This is a genomic window from Roseateles microcysteis, assembly GCF_036880965.1.
Taxonomy (GTDB): domain Bacteria; phylum Pseudomonadota; class Gammaproteobacteria; order Burkholderiales; family Burkholderiaceae_C; genus JAUASW01.
Genome location: NZ_JBAJMV010000003.1, coordinates 403,085 through 417,808, shown reverse-complemented (window position 1 = coordinate 417,808; position 14,724 = coordinate 403,085). Strand labels below are relative to the sequence as shown.

At 66.1% G+C, this 14,724-nt stretch carries 14 protein-coding genes; 9 read left to right on the top strand and 5 right to left on the bottom strand.

Annotated features, from left to right (window positions below):
• The first annotated feature begins 227 nt into the window (after positions 1 to 227).
• Positions 228 to 2,120, top strand: a complete 1,893-nt coding sequence (locus tag V3596_RS10940; protein ID WP_334277759.1) for a phosphoenolpyruvate carboxykinase (GTP) — start codon at positions 228 to 230, stop codon at positions 2,118 to 2,120.
• A 150-nt stretch (positions 2,121 to 2,270) separates the two neighbouring features.
• Here V3596_RS10940 and V3596_RS10935 read toward each other — a convergent pair whose 3' ends face one another.
• Positions 2,271 to 2,507 (bottom strand): hypothetical protein, encoded by a 237-nt coding sequence (locus V3596_RS10935; RefSeq protein ID WP_334277758.1) that lies wholly within the window; start codon positions 2,505 to 2,507, stop codon positions 2,271 to 2,273.
• A 124-nt stretch (positions 2,508 to 2,631) separates the two neighbouring features.
• Here V3596_RS10935 and V3596_RS10930 point away from each other — a divergent pair, with 124 nt between their 5' ends.
• The 4 genes from V3596_RS10930 to V3596_RS10915 all read left to right on the top strand — a co-directional run bounded on the left by V3596_RS10930 (position 2,632) and on the right by V3596_RS10915 (position 5,604).
• Positions 2,632 to 3,582: a LysR family transcriptional regulator gene (locus V3596_RS10930; RefSeq protein ID WP_334277757.1), complete on the top strand. Its 951-nt coding sequence runs from the start codon at positions 2,632 to 2,634 to the stop codon at positions 3,580 to 3,582.
• Positions 3,579 to 4,316: a UPF0149 family protein gene (locus tag V3596_RS10925; protein WP_334277756.1), complete on the top strand. Its 738-nt coding sequence runs from the start codon at positions 3,579 to 3,581 to the stop codon at positions 4,314 to 4,316. Before V3596_RS10930 ends, V3596_RS10925 begins: the two co-directional genes overlap by 4 nt.
• Positions 4,317 to 4,322: 6 nt before the next feature.
• Positions 4,323 to 5,117, top strand: coding sequence for a metallophosphoesterase (locus V3596_RS10920; protein ID WP_334277755.1), 795 nt, complete (start codon positions 4,323 to 4,325; stop codon positions 5,115 to 5,117).
• Positions 5,118 to 5,181: 64 nt separating this feature from the next.
• Positions 5,182 to 5,604: a universal stress protein gene (locus V3596_RS10915; RefSeq protein ID WP_334277754.1), complete on the top strand. Its 423-nt coding sequence runs from the start codon at positions 5,182 to 5,184 to the stop codon at positions 5,602 to 5,604.
• A gap of 36 nt (positions 5,605 to 5,640) precedes the next feature.
• Here the strand turns inward: V3596_RS10915 and V3596_RS10910 are convergent, their stop codons facing one another.
• Positions 5,641 to 5,856 (bottom strand): hypothetical protein, encoded by a 216-nt coding sequence (locus V3596_RS10910; protein ID WP_334277753.1) that lies wholly within the window; start codon positions 5,854 to 5,856, stop codon positions 5,641 to 5,643.
• A 255-nt stretch (positions 5,857 to 6,111) separates the two neighbouring features.
• Between V3596_RS10910 and V3596_RS10905 the strand changes: the two genes are divergently transcribed.
• Entirely contained in the window at positions 6,112 to 6,285 is a 174-nt protein-coding gene (locus V3596_RS10905; RefSeq protein ID WP_334277752.1) for a hypothetical protein, read from the top strand.
• A gap of 23 nt (positions 6,286 to 6,308) precedes the next feature.
• Here V3596_RS10905 and V3596_RS10900 read toward each other — a convergent pair whose 3' ends face one another.
• The gene (locus V3596_RS10900; RefSeq protein ID WP_334277751.1) at positions 6,309 to 7,250 is read right to left on the bottom strand and encodes a LysR family transcriptional regulator ArgP; all 942 of its coding nucleotides are present in this window, start codon (positions 7,248 to 7,250) and stop codon (positions 6,309 to 6,311) included.
• Positions 7,251 to 7,393: 143 nt separating this feature from the next.
• Between V3596_RS10900 and V3596_RS10895 the strand changes: the two genes are divergently transcribed.
• The 3 genes from V3596_RS10895 (at position 7,394) to V3596_RS10885 (ending at position 12,601) form a co-directional block, all read left to right on the top strand.
• Positions 7,394 to 8,707, top strand: a complete 1,314-nt coding sequence (locus tag V3596_RS10895) for a D-amino acid dehydrogenase (protein WP_334277750.1) — start codon at positions 7,394 to 7,396, stop codon at positions 8,705 to 8,707.
• Positions 8,708 to 8,771: 64 nt separating this feature from the next.
• The gene (locus V3596_RS10890) at positions 8,772 to 10,085 is read left to right on the top strand and encodes an Hsp70 family protein (protein ID WP_334277749.1); all 1,314 of its coding nucleotides are present in this window, start codon (positions 8,772 to 8,774) and stop codon (positions 10,083 to 10,085) included.
• A gap of 74 nt (positions 10,086 to 10,159) precedes the next feature.
• Positions 10,160 to 12,601: an alpha/beta hydrolase family protein gene (locus V3596_RS10885; RefSeq protein WP_334277748.1), complete on the top strand. Its 2,442-nt coding sequence runs from the start codon at positions 10,160 to 10,162 to the stop codon at positions 12,599 to 12,601.
• A 10-nt stretch (positions 12,602 to 12,611) separates the two neighbouring features.
• On the opposite strand, the gene V3596_RS10880 is transcribed toward V3596_RS10885, so the two are convergent.
• Both V3596_RS10880 and V3596_RS10875 read right to left on the bottom strand, forming a co-directional pair.
• Positions 12,612 to 13,250 carry a YecA/YgfB family protein gene (locus V3596_RS10880; RefSeq protein ID WP_334277747.1) on the bottom strand — a complete coding sequence of 213 codons (639 nt, stop codon included), beginning with the start codon at positions 13,248 to 13,250 and terminating at the stop codon, positions 12,612 to 12,614.
• A gap of 730 nt (positions 13,251 to 13,980) precedes the next feature.
• Positions 13,981 to 14,691 carry a queuosine precursor transporter gene (locus V3596_RS10875; protein ID WP_334277746.1) on the bottom strand — a complete coding sequence of 237 codons (711 nt, stop codon included), beginning with the start codon at positions 14,689 to 14,691 and terminating at the stop codon, positions 13,981 to 13,983.
• Positions 14,692 to 14,724: the final 33 nt, after the last annotated feature.

Sequence of the window (14,724 nt, the reverse complement as noted above, 5' to 3'; positions counted from 1 at the left end):
GCGCCGACAATCGGCAGACCGGGCCCCACCATGGCCTGGCATAGGAGGAGCGGCTATCGCCCCGACCTCTGGTTCACCGCTGTTTGCCTGTCCCGGTCTTGTAATCCTTGGGCGATGAGACGAGCGGCATTGGGCCAGCCCCGGCCCAGCCTTCGCCCTGTGGGTGAAGCGCCTGCCGAGGTTGACCCAATCCTGCTTTTTTAATCTTGAATTGGATGGGTACAACCATGAACCAACCCGTGATGGAAGGCCTGCGCCTGAACGCACCGGCCTACTTGAAGCACCAGCGCCTCCTGGCCTGGGTGGCCGAGATTGCCGCGCTGACCGAAGCGCGCGACGTCTACTGGTGCGACGGCAGCCAGGCCGAGTACGACCGGCTGTGCGCCAAGCTGGTCGAGGCGGGCACCTTCAAGAAGCTCAATCCTGCACTGCGCCCCGGCAGCTTCCTCGCCTGCTCGGACCCGAGCGATGTGGCCCGCGTCGAAGATCGCACCTTCATCTGCTCCGAGAAGAAGGAAGACGCCGGCCCGACCAACAACTGGATGGCGCCGGCCGAGATGCGCCAGCTGCTGCAGACCGGTGATACGGCGCTGTTCCGTGGCTCCATGCGCGGCCGCACGCTCTACGTCGTGCCCTTCAGCATGGGCCCGCTGGGCTCACCGATCGCGCAGATTGGCGTCGAGCTCTCCGACAGTCCTTATGTGGCTGTCAACATGCGCATCATGACCCGCATGGGCCGCGCCGTGATCGAGCTGCTCGGTGAAGACGGCAATTTCGTGCCCTGTGTCCACACCGTGGGCGCACCGCTACAAGCCGGCCAGAAGGATGTGGCCTGGCCCTGCAACGCCACCAAGTACATCGTCCACTATCCCGAGACCCGCGAAATCTGGTCCTATGGTTCGGGTTACGGCGGCAATGCGCTGCTGGGCAAGAAGTGCCTGGCCCTGCGCATCGCCTCCTGCATGGGCCGTCAAGCTTCTGAAGGGCCCTCCGGTAGCCCAGGCTGGCTGGCCGAGCACATGCTGATCCTGGGCGTCACCTCGCCGGCCGGCAAGAAGTACCACGTGGCCGCCGCCTTCCCCAGCGCCTGCGGCAAGACCAACTTCGCCATGCTGATCGCCCCCCAGGCCTTCGCTGGCTGGAAGGTCACGACCATCGGCGACGACATCGCCTGGATCAAGCCGCACAGCGACGGGCGCCTCTACGCGATCAACCCGGAAGCCGGCTATTTCGGCGTCGCGCCGGGCACGAACTCGCTGACCAATGCCAACTGCATGGCCAGCCTCGGCAAGGACGTGATCTTCACCAACGTCGCGCTGACCGACGATGGCGATGTCTGGTGGGAAGGCATGACCGACACCCCGCCGGCCCACCTGATCGACTGGCAGGGCAAGGACTGGACGCCGGCGCTTGCCAAGGAAACCGGCGCCAAGGCCTCGCACCCGAACGCACGCTTCACCGTGGCCGCCACCAACAATCCGGCGCTGGACAGCGAATGGGACAACCCTTCCGGCGTGGCCATCGATGCCTTCATCTTCGGCGGCCGTCGCTCCACCACGGTGCCGCTGGTAACCGAGGCGCGCGACTGGGTCGAAGGCGTCTACATGGCTGCCACCATGGGCTCGGAAACCACCGCTGCGGCCGCCGGCCAGCAGGGTGTGGTGCGCCGCGACCCCTTCGCCATGTTGCCCTTCATGGGCTACAACATGGCCGACTACTTCCAGCACTGGCTGGATCTGGGTGCCAAGCTCGAGGCCTCCGGCGCCAAGCTGCCCAAGATCTTCTGCGTCAACTGGTTCCGCAAGGGCCCGGACGGCAAGTTCGTCTGGCCCGGCTACGGCGAGAACATGCGCGTGCTGAAGTGGATGCTGGACCGCGTCGAAGGCCAGGGCCATGGCGAGGAGCATGTGTTCGGCGTGACGCCGAACTACGAAGACATCAACTGGCAAGGCCTCGCCTTCAGCCGCGAGCAGTTCGATCAGGTCACCAGCATCGACAAGGCGGCCTGGCTGGCCGAGCTGGGTTTGCACGAGCAGTTGTTCCAGCAACTGGCTCAGGGCCTGCCGGCTGCGCTGCCAGCGACCAAGGCGAAGATCGAAGGGCGGCTCGCCGGCCTGTGAGCGTGGGGCTTCGCCTCATTCCCAATGCAAAAGCCCGCTCACCGAGCGGGCTTTTTGCTGGGGCCTTCAAGCGGCGCTCACTGATCCGGCTTTGCCGGGTCGTTGAGCGCGCCCCTTGAGGGGGAGGTGCGCAGCGCCTCGGGGGTGGGCTTATTTCCGTGCGTGCGCCGCGCGCAGCTCGGCGGCGAACGAGGGCATGCTGCTCTCGTACTGGGCGGCCAGGGCCAGCAGTTCGCGCTCGGCACGGACGGCGGCGGCGGCTTCCAGGCGGGCCTGGATCGAGGCCAACAGGCGCAGCCAGATGCGGGCGCCGATCGAGGCGAACGAGCCGCCGTGGGCGATTTGGCGACCCAGGGGCAGGCCGTAGGTTTGAGTTGCAATGCTCATGGCGGGTTCCTCCAGTGACAGACTCTCGTGGAGCCAATGCCGCGATTCTGGGTAAACCCTAGGAATGCGTCTAATGAATGTTTCGGATCTAAGATATTCGCAATCCTGATTTCAAGGGCGAATCGTGAATTTCCGCACACTGGATCTGAACCTCCTGCGCGTGTTCGATGCCGTGATGGCCGAGCGCAACCTCACCCGAGCCGCCGAACGCCTGGCCATGACCCAGCCGGCGGTCAGCCATGCGATCAAGCGGCTGCGGGAATCCATGGGCGAGGAGCTGTTCAGCCGCCAGGCCTTTGGCATGAAGCCCAGCCCCCGTGCCGAAGCCTTGTGGCCGGAGGTGCGGGAGGCGCTGGGCAGGCTGCAGCAGTTGCTGGACCCGGGCGAGTTCGACCCCCAGCAGCAGCCCTCCACCTTCCGCATGGCGATGGCCGACGCGACCGCCGCCCTGGTCCTGCCGCCGCTGGTGCGTCAGCTGGAGGCGGCCGGCGCTCAGGCGCAGGTCCATGTGCTGCCCCTGACCACGCGAGATCCGCGAGCGTTGCTCGAGCAGGGCGATGCCGACATGGCCTTGGGCTTTTTCCCCAATGCCGTCGCCGCCTTGCAGGCCCAGGGCCATGCCGCATCGATCCGCCAGCACCGGCTCTACAACAGCGAATACGTCTGCGTGATGCGCCGCGACCACCCGCTCGCCGCCCAGCCGCTGACGCTGGACGTCTATTGCGCCGCCCGTCACCTGCTGGTCAGTTTCTCGGGGCGGCCCCATGGCTTTGTTGACGAGGCGCTGGCGGCCCTGCACCGCAGCCGGCGCATCGAGTTGACGGTCAACCAGTTCTTCACTGCCGGGCGCATCGTGGCCCAGTCGGACCTGCTGACCGTCTTGCCAGCCTCGTTTGTGGAAGCCACCGGCTACCGCCAGCAACTCACCGAGCGGCGGCTGCCGATGCCGCTGACGCCGGTCCATGTCGACATGCTCTGGCACCTGCGCAACGAGGCCCGCAGCGAGCAGCGCTGGATGCGCGGGCAAGTGGTGGCCGCCTGCAAGGCCGCCGAAGCGGCGACAATCACCGCATGAGCACCAATGCCACAGATCTGACCGACGCCGAGTTCGCTGAACTCGACGAAATGCTGGCCACCACGCCGGAGCCGCTGCAAGCGCTGGACGCCTCCATGCTCGACGGCTATCTCTGCGGCGTGCTGGTGCAGCCGCGGCTGATCCCGGTCGACGAATGGATGCCCAACATCTTTGACTACGACGGGGGCTTGCTGCCCGAGGATGTCGACCAGGTTTGGCTCGGCCGCGTGCGCGAACTGGTGGAGCGCCGCCATGCTGCGCTGAACCGCCAGCTGGTGGAAGACGGCTGGTTCGACCCGGTCGTGCTGGACCTCGATGAAAGCGAAGCGCCTGACCCGCAAGACGACCCGGAAGTGGCCGCGATGAGCCCGATCTCGCGCACGCTGTTGCCTTGGGTGGCCGGTTTCCAGCATGCGCAGCTCTGCTTCCCCGAGCTGTCCGACATGCCGGACGACGCCGTGATGGCCGCGCTGGCACGCCTGTACCGCCACCTGCCGGCCGAGACCGACGAGGAGAAGGAAATCATCGCCACGCTGGACCGCGAGCATCCGCTCAAGGACCTGGACGATGCGATCGAGGAGATGGTGGTGACGGTGGCCGACCTCTGCGACCTAACCGAGGCCGAGCGCTATCGCGTGGAGACGATCCAGCGCGAAGGCCCCAAGGTCGGCCGCAACGATCCTTGCCCTTGCGGCTCGGGCCGCAAGTACAAGCAGTGCCACGGCAGCAATTGAAGCGCTGTGCGGCTGCAGCTGCTCTCTGACCTGCATTTGGAGACCGAGGCCTTCGACGCCGAGCCGGCGCCAGGGGCTGAGTTTCTGGTGCTGGCCGGCGACGTGGACAGCGGCTGGGCCGGTCTGCGGCATTTCCGCGATTGGCCAGTGCCGGTGCTTTTCGTGCCCGGCAACCATGAGTACGACCGGCGCGATGTCGATGAAGCACGCCTGGGCCTGCAAAGCCTCTCGGACGATCTCGGCTTCCTGATGCTCGACGCCGCGAGCCTGGTGCTCAAGGACGCAGAAGGCCGGCGCGTGCGCTTCATCGGCAGCACGCGCTGGACCGACTTCGATCTCTTCGGCGAGCGCGAGCGCGACCGGGCCTTGCGCGCGGCCGGCTATTTCCAGCGCGTGATGGCAGCCACCCGCGAGGGCCAGCCTTTTGATGCGCTGGCCGTGCGCGAGGAGGGTCTGCGTTGCCGAGCCTGGCTGGCAGCGCAGCTGAGTCAGCCAGAGCAGGGCGCCGATTGGGACGCGACCGTGGTCGTCACGCATTTCGCGCCCAGCCTGCGCAGCTGCGACCCGCGCTATGGGCGCCAGCCCGGCACGGCCAGCTTCTGCAACAACGATGAAGCGCTGCTGCCGCAGGCGCGCTTGTGGCTGCATGGCCACCTGCATTGCCGGCACGACTATCGGTTCGCGCATGCGGCGGGTAGCACCCGCGTGGTTTGCAATGCGCGCGGCCATCGTCACAAGGGCGAGGCCGAGGGCTGGCAGGGCCAGCGCGTGATCGAAGTTTTTGAGCCTGTCCCTGCTTGAGAACAAGCCGGCATGGCGCGCCCATGCCAGACTGTGAAGATCTATATCGACCGAGGAGCAGCTGATGAAAATCCTGGCAGCCGTTGATGGCAGCGACTACAGCAAACGCATGCTGGCCTATCTGGCCGCGCATGACGAATGGCTGGGCCCGGCCCACGAGTACACGGTCTTGCATGTCGTCCCGGCTGTGCCGTCGCGGGCGGCAGCCATGTTCGACAAGGAGACGCTGAAGGGCTATTACGACGACGAGGCGGAAAAAGTGCTGAAGCCGGTGCGCAGCTTCTTTGCCAAGCAGAAGATTGCCGCCAACTTCCTCACCAAGGTCGGCCCGGCGGCCGATGCCATTGCGGCCCTGGCGGAGAAAGGGAAATTCGATCTCTTGATGCTGGGCTCACATGGCCACGGCAGCCTGGGAAACCTGGTGCTGGGCTCTGTCGCCACCAAGGTGATGGCGCAGTGCGGCGTACCGGTCGTGCTGGTGCGCTGATGCCGCAGAAAAACGCTTGAGCTGCCTCGAGAGGGCTCAGGAGCGCGGACGTGAGAGCCAGGCCAGCGGCGATTCGCTGTCGGCACCCGAGCGCTCGGATTCGAGTGCATAGCTCGAGGTGCTGCGCTGATTCGGGTCCTCGCCTTCCAGGCTGGCCTCCATGCCGAAAGCAGTGCCCAGGTCGGCCGGGTCATGTTCGATGACCGGCGCGGGAGTCTTGCGGAAGAAACGGAGGGAGGGAGCGAATCTCATGACGAACCTCATCGGCTGCTGAACGAAGTGTGCGCGCTCCTGGGCCTGTCGTACCCCCCAAACTGAGTGCCGAAGTGGCTGCAGTTGGGAAAAACTCACGCGGGCACAAACGGAAACACAAGGACACATGTCCTGTAACAAGTGAGCGCTCTACTGCGTGCGGCCACCGGGCAACAAAGTCGGGTTCGGCTGGCAGGCCAATTCCCACTTCTGGAGGCTGTCCCAAGCGCTCGGCGCCACCTAAGCTTTCCCATCATGAATCAGCGTTTGCTCATCTGGCTGTCCCGCACCATCGTCACGTCGGTGGTGATGTCCGTCATGTGGCTGGCCCACCAGACCTCGCAGATCCCGGCAATCCCCGCCGCCAGCAAGCTGATGCTGGTGGCGGCACAGGCCCCGGCCCTGGCCGCCTCGGTCCCGATGCGCTGACCGGCACTGAGCCGACCTGAACTTCAGCCCGGCTGGCGCTTGCCCAGCGCGCTGCGAGCCCCGGCGGCCAGGGCCGCCCCGATCTGATCCAGCAAGGCCACCCGGCCCGGCGCGCCCAGCGCCTGGGCTTCAAGCTTCCATTGGTGCCAGTACAAGGCCACGTCCACGCTGGTCTGCGGTTGCAGCGCCACCAGGGCGCCGCTCTTGATGAAGGGCCGAACCAGCAGCTCACTGGTCACGCCTATTCCCCATCCGAGGCAGACCGCCCGGGTATAGGCCTCGCTGGAGGGCACGAAGCGTTCTCTCAACCGCGGCTTGCGCACGCCCAGTGCCTTGCTGACCCAGAGTGCCTGCGCGTCGTCCTTGCGATTGAACACCAGGAAGGGCTGGTGGGCGAAGTTGCCGGCGTTGAGCTCGCCGCCCAGGTGGTTCTTGACGAAGTCGGGGCTGGCTACGGCAACGTAGCGCATCACGCCCAGCGGCTGCACCACGCAGCCACGCAAGGCCTGCTTGACCGTGCTGACGCAGCCCAGCACCTCGCCCTGGCGCAGCCAGTCGTGGGTGAAATCCTGGTCGTCCACCACCAGCTCCAAGCCGAAGCCTTCCTCCAGGCCGCGCTGTACCAGCGGGTCCAGTGCCGGCAGCACCCAGGTGGCCAGGCTGTCGGCATTGACGGCAATCGCGATGCGCTCATGCGGAGCCGCACGCTCGCCCAGCTCCCGCACCACATCGCTGCGCAGGGCCTGCAATTGGCGGGCGAAGCGCAAGAGGATCTTGCCGCCCTCCGTCAGCCGCAATGGGCGTGAGCGCACCACGAGGAGCTGGCCGACCTGGGCTTCCAGGCTGCGCAGGCGCTGGGAGACGGCGCTCTGCGTGATGGAAAGCCGCTCGGCCGCGCGCTCGAAGCTGCGCTCGTCAGCCAGGGCGGCCAGGCAATCGAGGCCGGCGGAGTCCAGGTCTTTCATAAGTGCAACTAATGTACCGCTACAAATATGAATCCCGCTTCTTGTTTGAGAGGCCGCTCCCGACAATCCGCGCTTCGCCGCCCGCCGTGATGGACGCGGCCCCCGCTTGGGATTAAAAAGGCCTCCGGGCTGCAGGAGTTGGCATGAAAGTCGTCGTTCTCGGAGCCGGCATCATCGGCATCAGCACCGCCTGGTATCTGCTCGAGCAGGGCCATGAGGTGGTGGTGGTCGACCGCCAGATTGAGGCGGCGCTGGAAACCAGCTTTGCCAATGGCGCACAGATCTCGGTCAGCTTCTGCGAACCCTGGGCCAATGCCGGCGCACCTTTCAAGGTGGCCAAGTGGCTCTTGCGCGACGATTCGCCCCTCCTGTTCCGCCCGCGCATGGACCCGGCGCAATGGCGTTGGGGCCTGTCCTTCCTGACGCAATGCACCACCGCGGCTTTCGAGCGCAATGTCGAGAGCCTGGTGCAGCTGGGCCGCTACAGCCACGAGTCCCTGAAGTCGCTGGTGGCGCAGACCGGCATCGAGTACGAGCGCCTGGAGCGCGGCATCCTGCACTTCTTCTCCAGCCAGGCCGACTTCGAAGCCGGCGTGGCCGCCTGCGAGATCATGCGCCGCCATGGCGTGGACCGGCGTGTGCTGAACCACGATGAAGTCCTGAAGGTTGAGCCGGCCCTGGCGGCCTTCGGCGGGCAGGTCTTCGGTGGCACCTTCACGCCCAGCGACGAATCGGGCGATGCCCGGGTGTTCACGCAGAAGCTGGCCCGGCTGTGCGCCGAGCGCGGCGCCACCTTCCTCTACGGCCATGACGTGATCGCCCTGCAGCAGAGCGGCGGCAAGATCGAGTCGGTGCAGATCAGCTCCCGCCGGACCGGCCAGGCTCTGAGCCTCAAGGGCGATGCCTTCGTCACCGCCATGGCCAGCTACACGCCGGCCCTGCTGAAGCCGCTGGGCGAGTACCTCGCCATCTATCCTGCCAAGGGCTACTCGGCCACCTTGAAGCTCAAGAAGCCCGACCAAGCCAGCGTGGTCAGCCTGCTGGACGACACCCGCAAGATCGCCATCTCGCGCCTCGGAGACACGATCCGCATCGCGGGCACGGCCGAGCTCAGCGGCTTCGACCTCAACCTCGACAGTGCCACCGCCAAGGTGCGTTGCGACGCCCTGGTGAACCGCTATGAAGAGCTGTTCCCCGGGGTGGCTGACTTGTCCGAGCGCAATTACTGGACCGGCCTGCGCCCCAGCACGCCGACCAACATCCCCTACATCGGCAAGAGCAAGAAGGCCGGCAACCTCTGGATCAATGCCGGGCATGGCACGCTGGGCTGGACTCATGGCGCCGGCTCCGGCCACGCCCTGGCGGAGCTGATGGCAGGCCGCCGCCCGGACATCGACTTCGGCTTCTATGGCGACGCGATGCCGGCCAAGGCTATCCGGAGCATGGCCCACGCCTGAGGACAGCAGGCGGGAAAAATCGGCGCGGGCCTACAATCCGCGCCCCTCGTTCGTCCGGCCCGCCATGAGCAGTTCTCCGTCCTTCTGTGCCATCGACTTCGGCACCTCCAACTCGGCCGTGGCCATTCCCGGGCCTGAATCGGGTGCGCGAGCCATGCGCCTCGTCGAGCTGGAGCCGGGCCACAAGACCATGCCGACGGCGGTCTTCTATTACGCCGAAGGCCGGCACGACGCCGACGGCCCGCCGCGCGCCTTTGGCCGCGCCGCCGTGGCGGCCTATGTGGACGGCATCGACGGGCGCCTGATGCGCTCGATGAAGAGCATCCTCGGATCCGGTCTGATCGACCAGACGACCGACGTCGGCGGCGGCCGTGGCGCCAAGTACAGCGACATCCTCTCCGGCTACCTGAAGCGCTTGCGCAACCGCGCGCTGGCCGATGGTGCGACCGGCGCCCTGAACAAGCTGGTGCTGGGCCGTCCGGTGTTTTTCGTGGACGGTGAACCGGAGCGCGACGCCGCAGCGCAGAGCTCGCTGGAAGCGGCGGCTCATGCCGTGGGTTTCGATGAAGTGCATTTCCAGTTCGAGCCGATTGCCGCGGCCTTCGACTACGAGAGCCAGATCGACCGCGAACGCATCGTGCTGGTGGCTGACATTGGTGGCGGTACATCCGACTTCTCGGTCGTGCGCGTGGGCCCCGATCGCATGCAGCGCCTGGACCGTCGCGACGATATCCTGGCCAACCACGGTGTACACATCGCCGGCACCGACTTCGACCGCCACATCGAGCTGGCCAGCATCCTGCGCGAGTTCGGCTACCGCTCCCTGGGTCCGGTGCGCCCGGATGGCTCGGCCCGCGAAGTGCCCAGCGGCGTCTATTTCGACCTCGCCACCTGGCACTTGATCAACACCGTCTACAGCCCCGGGCGGGTTGCTGAACTGCGCAGCATGCGCAGTTTCTATGCCGATGTGCAGCAGCATCAGCGGCTGATGACCGTGGTCGAAGAACGGCTCGGCCATGAGTTGGCGGCGCGCGCCGAGGGCGCCAAGATCGAGGTCTCGGGCGGTGGCGACGCATTGATCGACCTCGGCCTGATCGAGAATGGCCTCGAAGTGCGCCTGAGCGAGGCGACGGCCGTGGCTTCGCTGGATGCCGACATCGGCCGCATCGTGGCCGCCGGCCGCGACACCGTGGCTCAGGCAGGCCTCAAGCCCGAGCAGATCGACGCGCTCTATTTCACCGGTGGTTCCACCGGCCTGCGCCTGCTGGCCGAGCGCATTGCCGCCGACTACCCGGCCGCCCAGCAAGTGCGCGGCGACCGCTTCGCCTCGGTGGCCACAGGACTGGGTCTGCACGCCGCACGCCTGTTTGCGCACTGAAGCCTTCGGCACGCGCGCCGCGCGGCCGGCTCTGCTAGATTGCTCGCTTTTCGACTTCACGAGAGACGAGCGCGATGAGCAGTTTGAGCAGCAGCAACAAGCGTCTTACCCTGTCGGCCCTGGCCTTGGCAACAGCCCTGGCTTTCGGCCCCGCAAGCTCGGCGCTGGCAGCCGAATCGCAGGTCTACCAGCAACCCTCGGCCGAGATCAGCGCCGTGCTGGACGCCAAGGGCCTGCCTGGCCACATGCTCTCGCCCGATCAGCGCACGCTGGCAAGCATCGAGACGCAGCGCAGCCGCAAGGTGGCCGAGCTGGCACGCCCGATCGCGCGCCTGGCCGGCAAGCGCATCGACATCGCTGCCAACGGCGTGCAGCTGATTCCGCACATCGAGTCGATCAAGCTGCGTGAGCTGGCCAATCCGGCCGCCGCCGAGCGTGAAGTGAAGCTGCCGGCCGGCGGCACGTTCTACCAGCTGCGCTGGTCGCCGGACAGCAAGCGATTCCTGCTCAATCGCCGCACTGCCAACGCCACCGAACTGTGGCTGGGCGATGTGGCCACGGCCAAGATCAGCCAGGTCAAGGGCATCAAGCTCAACACGGTGCTCGAGACCTCGGTGGTCTGGCTCGGCGCCGACGAAATCATTGCGCTGACCGTGCCCGAGAAGCGCGGCGCCGCACCGGTGTTCGAAGCACCCTCGGGCCCGACCATCCAGGAATCGATGGGCCGCATCTCGCCCGAGCGCACGCTGCAAGACCTCTTGAAGAACAGCCAGGACGACGCGCTGTTCACCTACTACGCCACCTCGGCGCTGCGCCGCATCAAGCTGAGCACCGGTGCCTCGCACGAGGTCGGCACACCGGGTCTGTACGCCAACCTCGAAGCCGTCGGCACCCAGGGCGCCTTCATCTCCGAGCGTCTGGTCGCACCATTCAGCTACCAGGTCACCTGGAATGACTTCGCCCGCCAGGTCGAGCTGCGCGACGCCGGTGGCAAGCTGCTGCGCGACCTGGGCCAGATCAAGCTGAAGGAAAGCGTGCCGGTCGAAGGCGTGATCACCGGCCCGCGCAACTTCTGGGCTTCGCCGCAGCTTGACGGCGCCGTCTACTGGGTCGAGGCTCTGGACGGTGGCGACCAGAAGAAGAAGGTGCCCTTCCGCGACCGCCTGATGAAGCTGGAAGCGCCCTACAAGGGCGAGGCCAAGGAAGTGCATCGCACGGTGGGGCGCCTCTCGGGCATGAGCTTCGTCGAAGGCGGCAATCGCGCCATCATCGGCGACGTGGACCGCGAGCGCCGCTGGATCGCCGCCGACCTGGTGTCGCTGGACGGCAGCGCCAAGCCGCAGCGCCTGCAGGACCGCGACATGCGCGACCGCTACCGCGACCCCGGCCAGCCGCTCACCCGCATCCTGCCCAATGGCCGCGCCATCGTTCGCGTGGAGGGCGGCGACAAGCTGATCTTCGTGGGCCAGGGCGCCAGCAAGGACGGCGACCTGCCCTTCATCGACAGCTACAGCCTGAAGGAAGGCCAGGCCACGCGCCTGTTCCGCTCCGGCCTCACGCACTACGAGCGCCCGATCACGCTGCTGGCCGATGGCCGCGTGCTCACCAGCCGCGAGACCTTCGCCGAGCCGCCCAACCTCGTGCTGCGAAGCGGCGCCGGATTCGAGCAGATGCAGGCGCTGACCAAGTACACCGACCCGACACCGCAGCTGCGCAACATCAAGCGCGAGCTGATCAAGTACAAGCGTGCGGACGGCGTCGAGCTGTCGTTCTGGCTCTACCTGCCGCCGGACTACAAGGCTGGCGAGCGCCGCCCGACCTTTGTCTGGGCCTATCCGCTGGAGTTCACCGATGCCTCCACGGCCGGCCAGGTCAGCGGTTCCACCAGCCGCTTCACCACCTTCTCCGGCGCCAGCCCGCTGATGCTGACGCTGGACGGTTACGTGGTGCTGATGGACGCGACCATGCCCATCGTCGGCGACCCAAAGACGGTCAACGACAGTTTTGTCGAGCAGATCACAGCGAACGCCAAGGCCATCATCCAGAAGGCCGACGAGCTCGGCGTGAGCGACCCGAAGCAGATGGTGGTCGGCGGCCACAGCTACGGCGCCTTCATGACGGCCAACCTGCTGGCGCACACCGACCTGTTCAAGGCCGGCATTGCCCGCAGCGGCGCCTACAACCGCACGCTGACGCCCTTCGGCTTCCAGAGCGAGCGCCGCACCTACTGGGAGGCGCAGGACGTCTATCTGAAGCTGTCGCCGTTCAACTATGCGGACAAGCTGAAGGAGCCCATCCTGCTGATCCACGGTGAAAGCGACGACAACCCGGGCACCTTCCCGATCCAGAGCGCGCGCCTGTATCAGGCGTTGGCAGGCACGGGTGGCAATGTCCGCTACGTGGTGCTGCCCAATGAATCACACGGCTACTCGGCCCGTGAATCCATCGGCCACACGCTGCGTGAGATGAGCGACTGGATGAAGCGCCAGACGAGCGACCCGCGCAGCGCCAAGTAAATAGCGCATCTCAGTAGCGCCCGCGTACCGGCGGGCCCTTTCTCTGCGGCGGCCTGCGGGCCGCCGTATTCATTTGGCTCCCATCTTTCTGCGGTCGGGCCACATCGGCCAGCAGCATGGTCGCGACGACGAGGCTCTCGACGGCCGCTTCCAGGTCCGTCGGCGGTTCCATCGATTCGATTTCCTCGAGCAGCTCGTCGGCATCCTCGAGATCGTCCGGATCGATGTGCATGTAGAGCATGGCCAGCGGCTCCAGCAGCTCCGCGCCGTCCTGCTTCATCAGCGCCGGGAACAGCTCCGTGGCCAGCGAGAAGCCGGCGACCCAGGGCATCAGCACTTCGGAGGGGTCGGCGTCTTCCTCCAGCTCGAACACCCAGGGGTCGAACCATTGGCGCTGCGAGATCGCCTGGTTCAGTTCCTTGTGGCGTCGCAGGATCAGGCCCTTCGCCGGCGCGAGATCAAGCCCGGGCGGAATGGGCCTGCCTTCGCTGTCGAAGATGGCGGGCAGCCATTGCGCGTCCGGCACCGCCTTGGGCTGCAGCAGCACGCCGCAGAGGTAGCCATCCAGCATGCTGATGTCCAGCGGCTCCAGCGGCGCGGGCAGTTTGTCCAGCAGCGACTGCAGGCGCTCCATCTCGGCTTCGCTCAAGCCGGCAGCGACGGCCTTGGCAGGCTTTGCGGCCGGCTTGCCTGGCCTGGCGGGCCCTTTGGCCGCAGGGCTGGGGCGAGCGTGACTTTTGGCAGGGGGCTTGGGTGCGTTCATTCACGGATTGTCACTTCAATGTCCCTGCTTTGCGGGCCAACTTCCCACCTCTTGGGGATGGCTGCGGGCGGGGGTGGGTCCTACAGTTGCGTTCAAGCGGTGTAGCAAGGCGCACCGCACCGATCCCAACGACGTCCTTTTCTGAAGGACTTGAAGCCCGCCCGGTTCGCCGGCCGGGCCTTTTTTTGCACCTTCGCCGACCTTTGTGGAAGGCGCCTACCGGCACGTAGCAGCCGTTCGCGTTGAAGCTCGTTCGCGCTGCCGAGGCCATCGGGTGAGGGCTTGTGCTCCTGTCCCCCGGACCGGGCTTCGCCCGATCCTCCTCCTTTACCTCGCCCAAACCCTCACCCGACACCCTCGGCCGAACCTGCGCATGCCACCAGGCGAAGGCCACAGTGGTGCGGATCAGGTCGGCAGTGGGTTTCCCGAAGCGAGGTAAAGGAGGAGGACCTGGCGCAGCCAGGGCCGGGGGACACGAGCGCAGGGGAACCCGCTGGCGGCCTGATCTTCGACCAACAGAGGAACAAGAAAACGAATGGCAGCAATGTGCCGTCAAGAGACATCGCCGGAACTCGGCGATGAACCTTTCATAGGCTCCTTCGCTGAGCGCCGGCTTTCATAGCTTGATGCTGAAGGGCGTGAAGTTGGTGTTGCGGTCGTAGAAGTCCTCGTTCTCGACGCGCTTCAGGAAGCCCACCACCTTGTAGGTGATCGGCGTCATCGCCGCTTCCCAGCAGGTCTTGAACAGATATTGCGTGATCGTCACTGCGATCAACTGTTCCTGCGGCCAGATGCCCCAGAAGGCGATCACGAAGAAGAAGCTGGTGTCGACGAACTGGCCGACGACCGTCGAACCGATGGTGCGCGCCCACAGATGCCGGCCCTGCGTGAGGATCTTCATCTTGGCCATCACGAAGCTGTTGACGAAGCTGCCGCAGCAGAAGGCGATCATCGAGCCGGCGACGATGCGCCAGGTGTTGCCGAACACGCCCTCGACCTGCTTTTGGTAGACGGCCATGAACTCGTTCTGCGCCGGCGGCAGGTTCACCACCACATAGGCCATGAAGGCCGCGAACAGCAGGGCGCCGAAGCCGGCCCAGACGACGCGGCGGTCGCGGCCGTAGCCATAGACCTCGGTCAGGATGTCGCCAAAGATGTAGGACAACGGGAAGAACATCAGGTCTGCGCCGAACGTGACCTGGCCAAGCAGCGGCAGGTTGAGCGTGGCCGCCTTGGCCGCACCGATCAGGTTGGAGCACAGCAGCACGCAGACGAAGGCGGCCATGATCAGGTCGTAATACTTGTAGCTGCGTGCTGTCTGGGTCATTGCGGGCCTTCTCTCTTGTCGATGTTCGCGCGA

Bases quoted from the DNA above. Each gene is read 5' to 3' on its own strand.
- V3596_RS10940 (WP_334277759.1), top strand. From the start codon at position 228: ATGAACCAACCCGTGATGGAAGGCCTGCGCCTGAACGCACCGGCCTAC.
- V3596_RS10905 (WP_334277752.1), top strand. From the start codon at position 6,112: ATGAATCAGCGTTTGCTCATCTGGCTGTCCCGCACCATCGTCACGTCG.
- V3596_RS10900 (WP_334277751.1), bottom strand. From the start codon at position 7,250: ATGAAAGACCTGGACTCCGCCGGCCTCGATTGCCTGGCCGCCCTGGCT.
- V3596_RS10885 (WP_334277748.1), top strand. From the start codon at position 10,160: ATGAGCAGTTTGAGCAGCAGCAACAAGCGTCTTACCCTGTCGGCCCTG.
- V3596_RS10890 (WP_334277749.1), top strand. From the start codon at position 8,772: ATGAGCAGTTCTCCGTCCTTCTGTGCCATCGACTTCGGCACCTCCAAC.
- V3596_RS10925 (WP_334277756.1), top strand. From the start codon at position 3,579: ATGAGCACCAATGCCACAGATCTGACCGACGCCGAGTTCGCTGAACTC.
- V3596_RS10915 (WP_334277754.1), top strand. From the start codon at position 5,182: ATGAAAATCCTGGCAGCCGTTGATGGCAGCGACTACAGCAAACGCATG.
- V3596_RS10875 (WP_334277746.1), bottom strand. From the start codon at position 14,691: ATGACCCAGACAGCACGCAGCTACAAGTATTACGACCTGATCATGGCC.
- V3596_RS10895 (WP_334277750.1), top strand. From the start codon at position 7,394: ATGAAAGTCGTCGTTCTCGGAGCCGGCATCATCGGCATCAGCACCGCC.
- V3596_RS10935 (WP_334277758.1), bottom strand. From the start codon at position 2,507: ATGAGCATTGCAACTCAAACCTACGGCCTGCCCCTGGGTCGCCAAATC.
- V3596_RS10910 (WP_334277753.1), bottom strand. From the start codon at position 5,856: ATGAGATTCGCTCCCTCCCTCCGTTTCTTCCGCAAGACTCCCGCGCCG.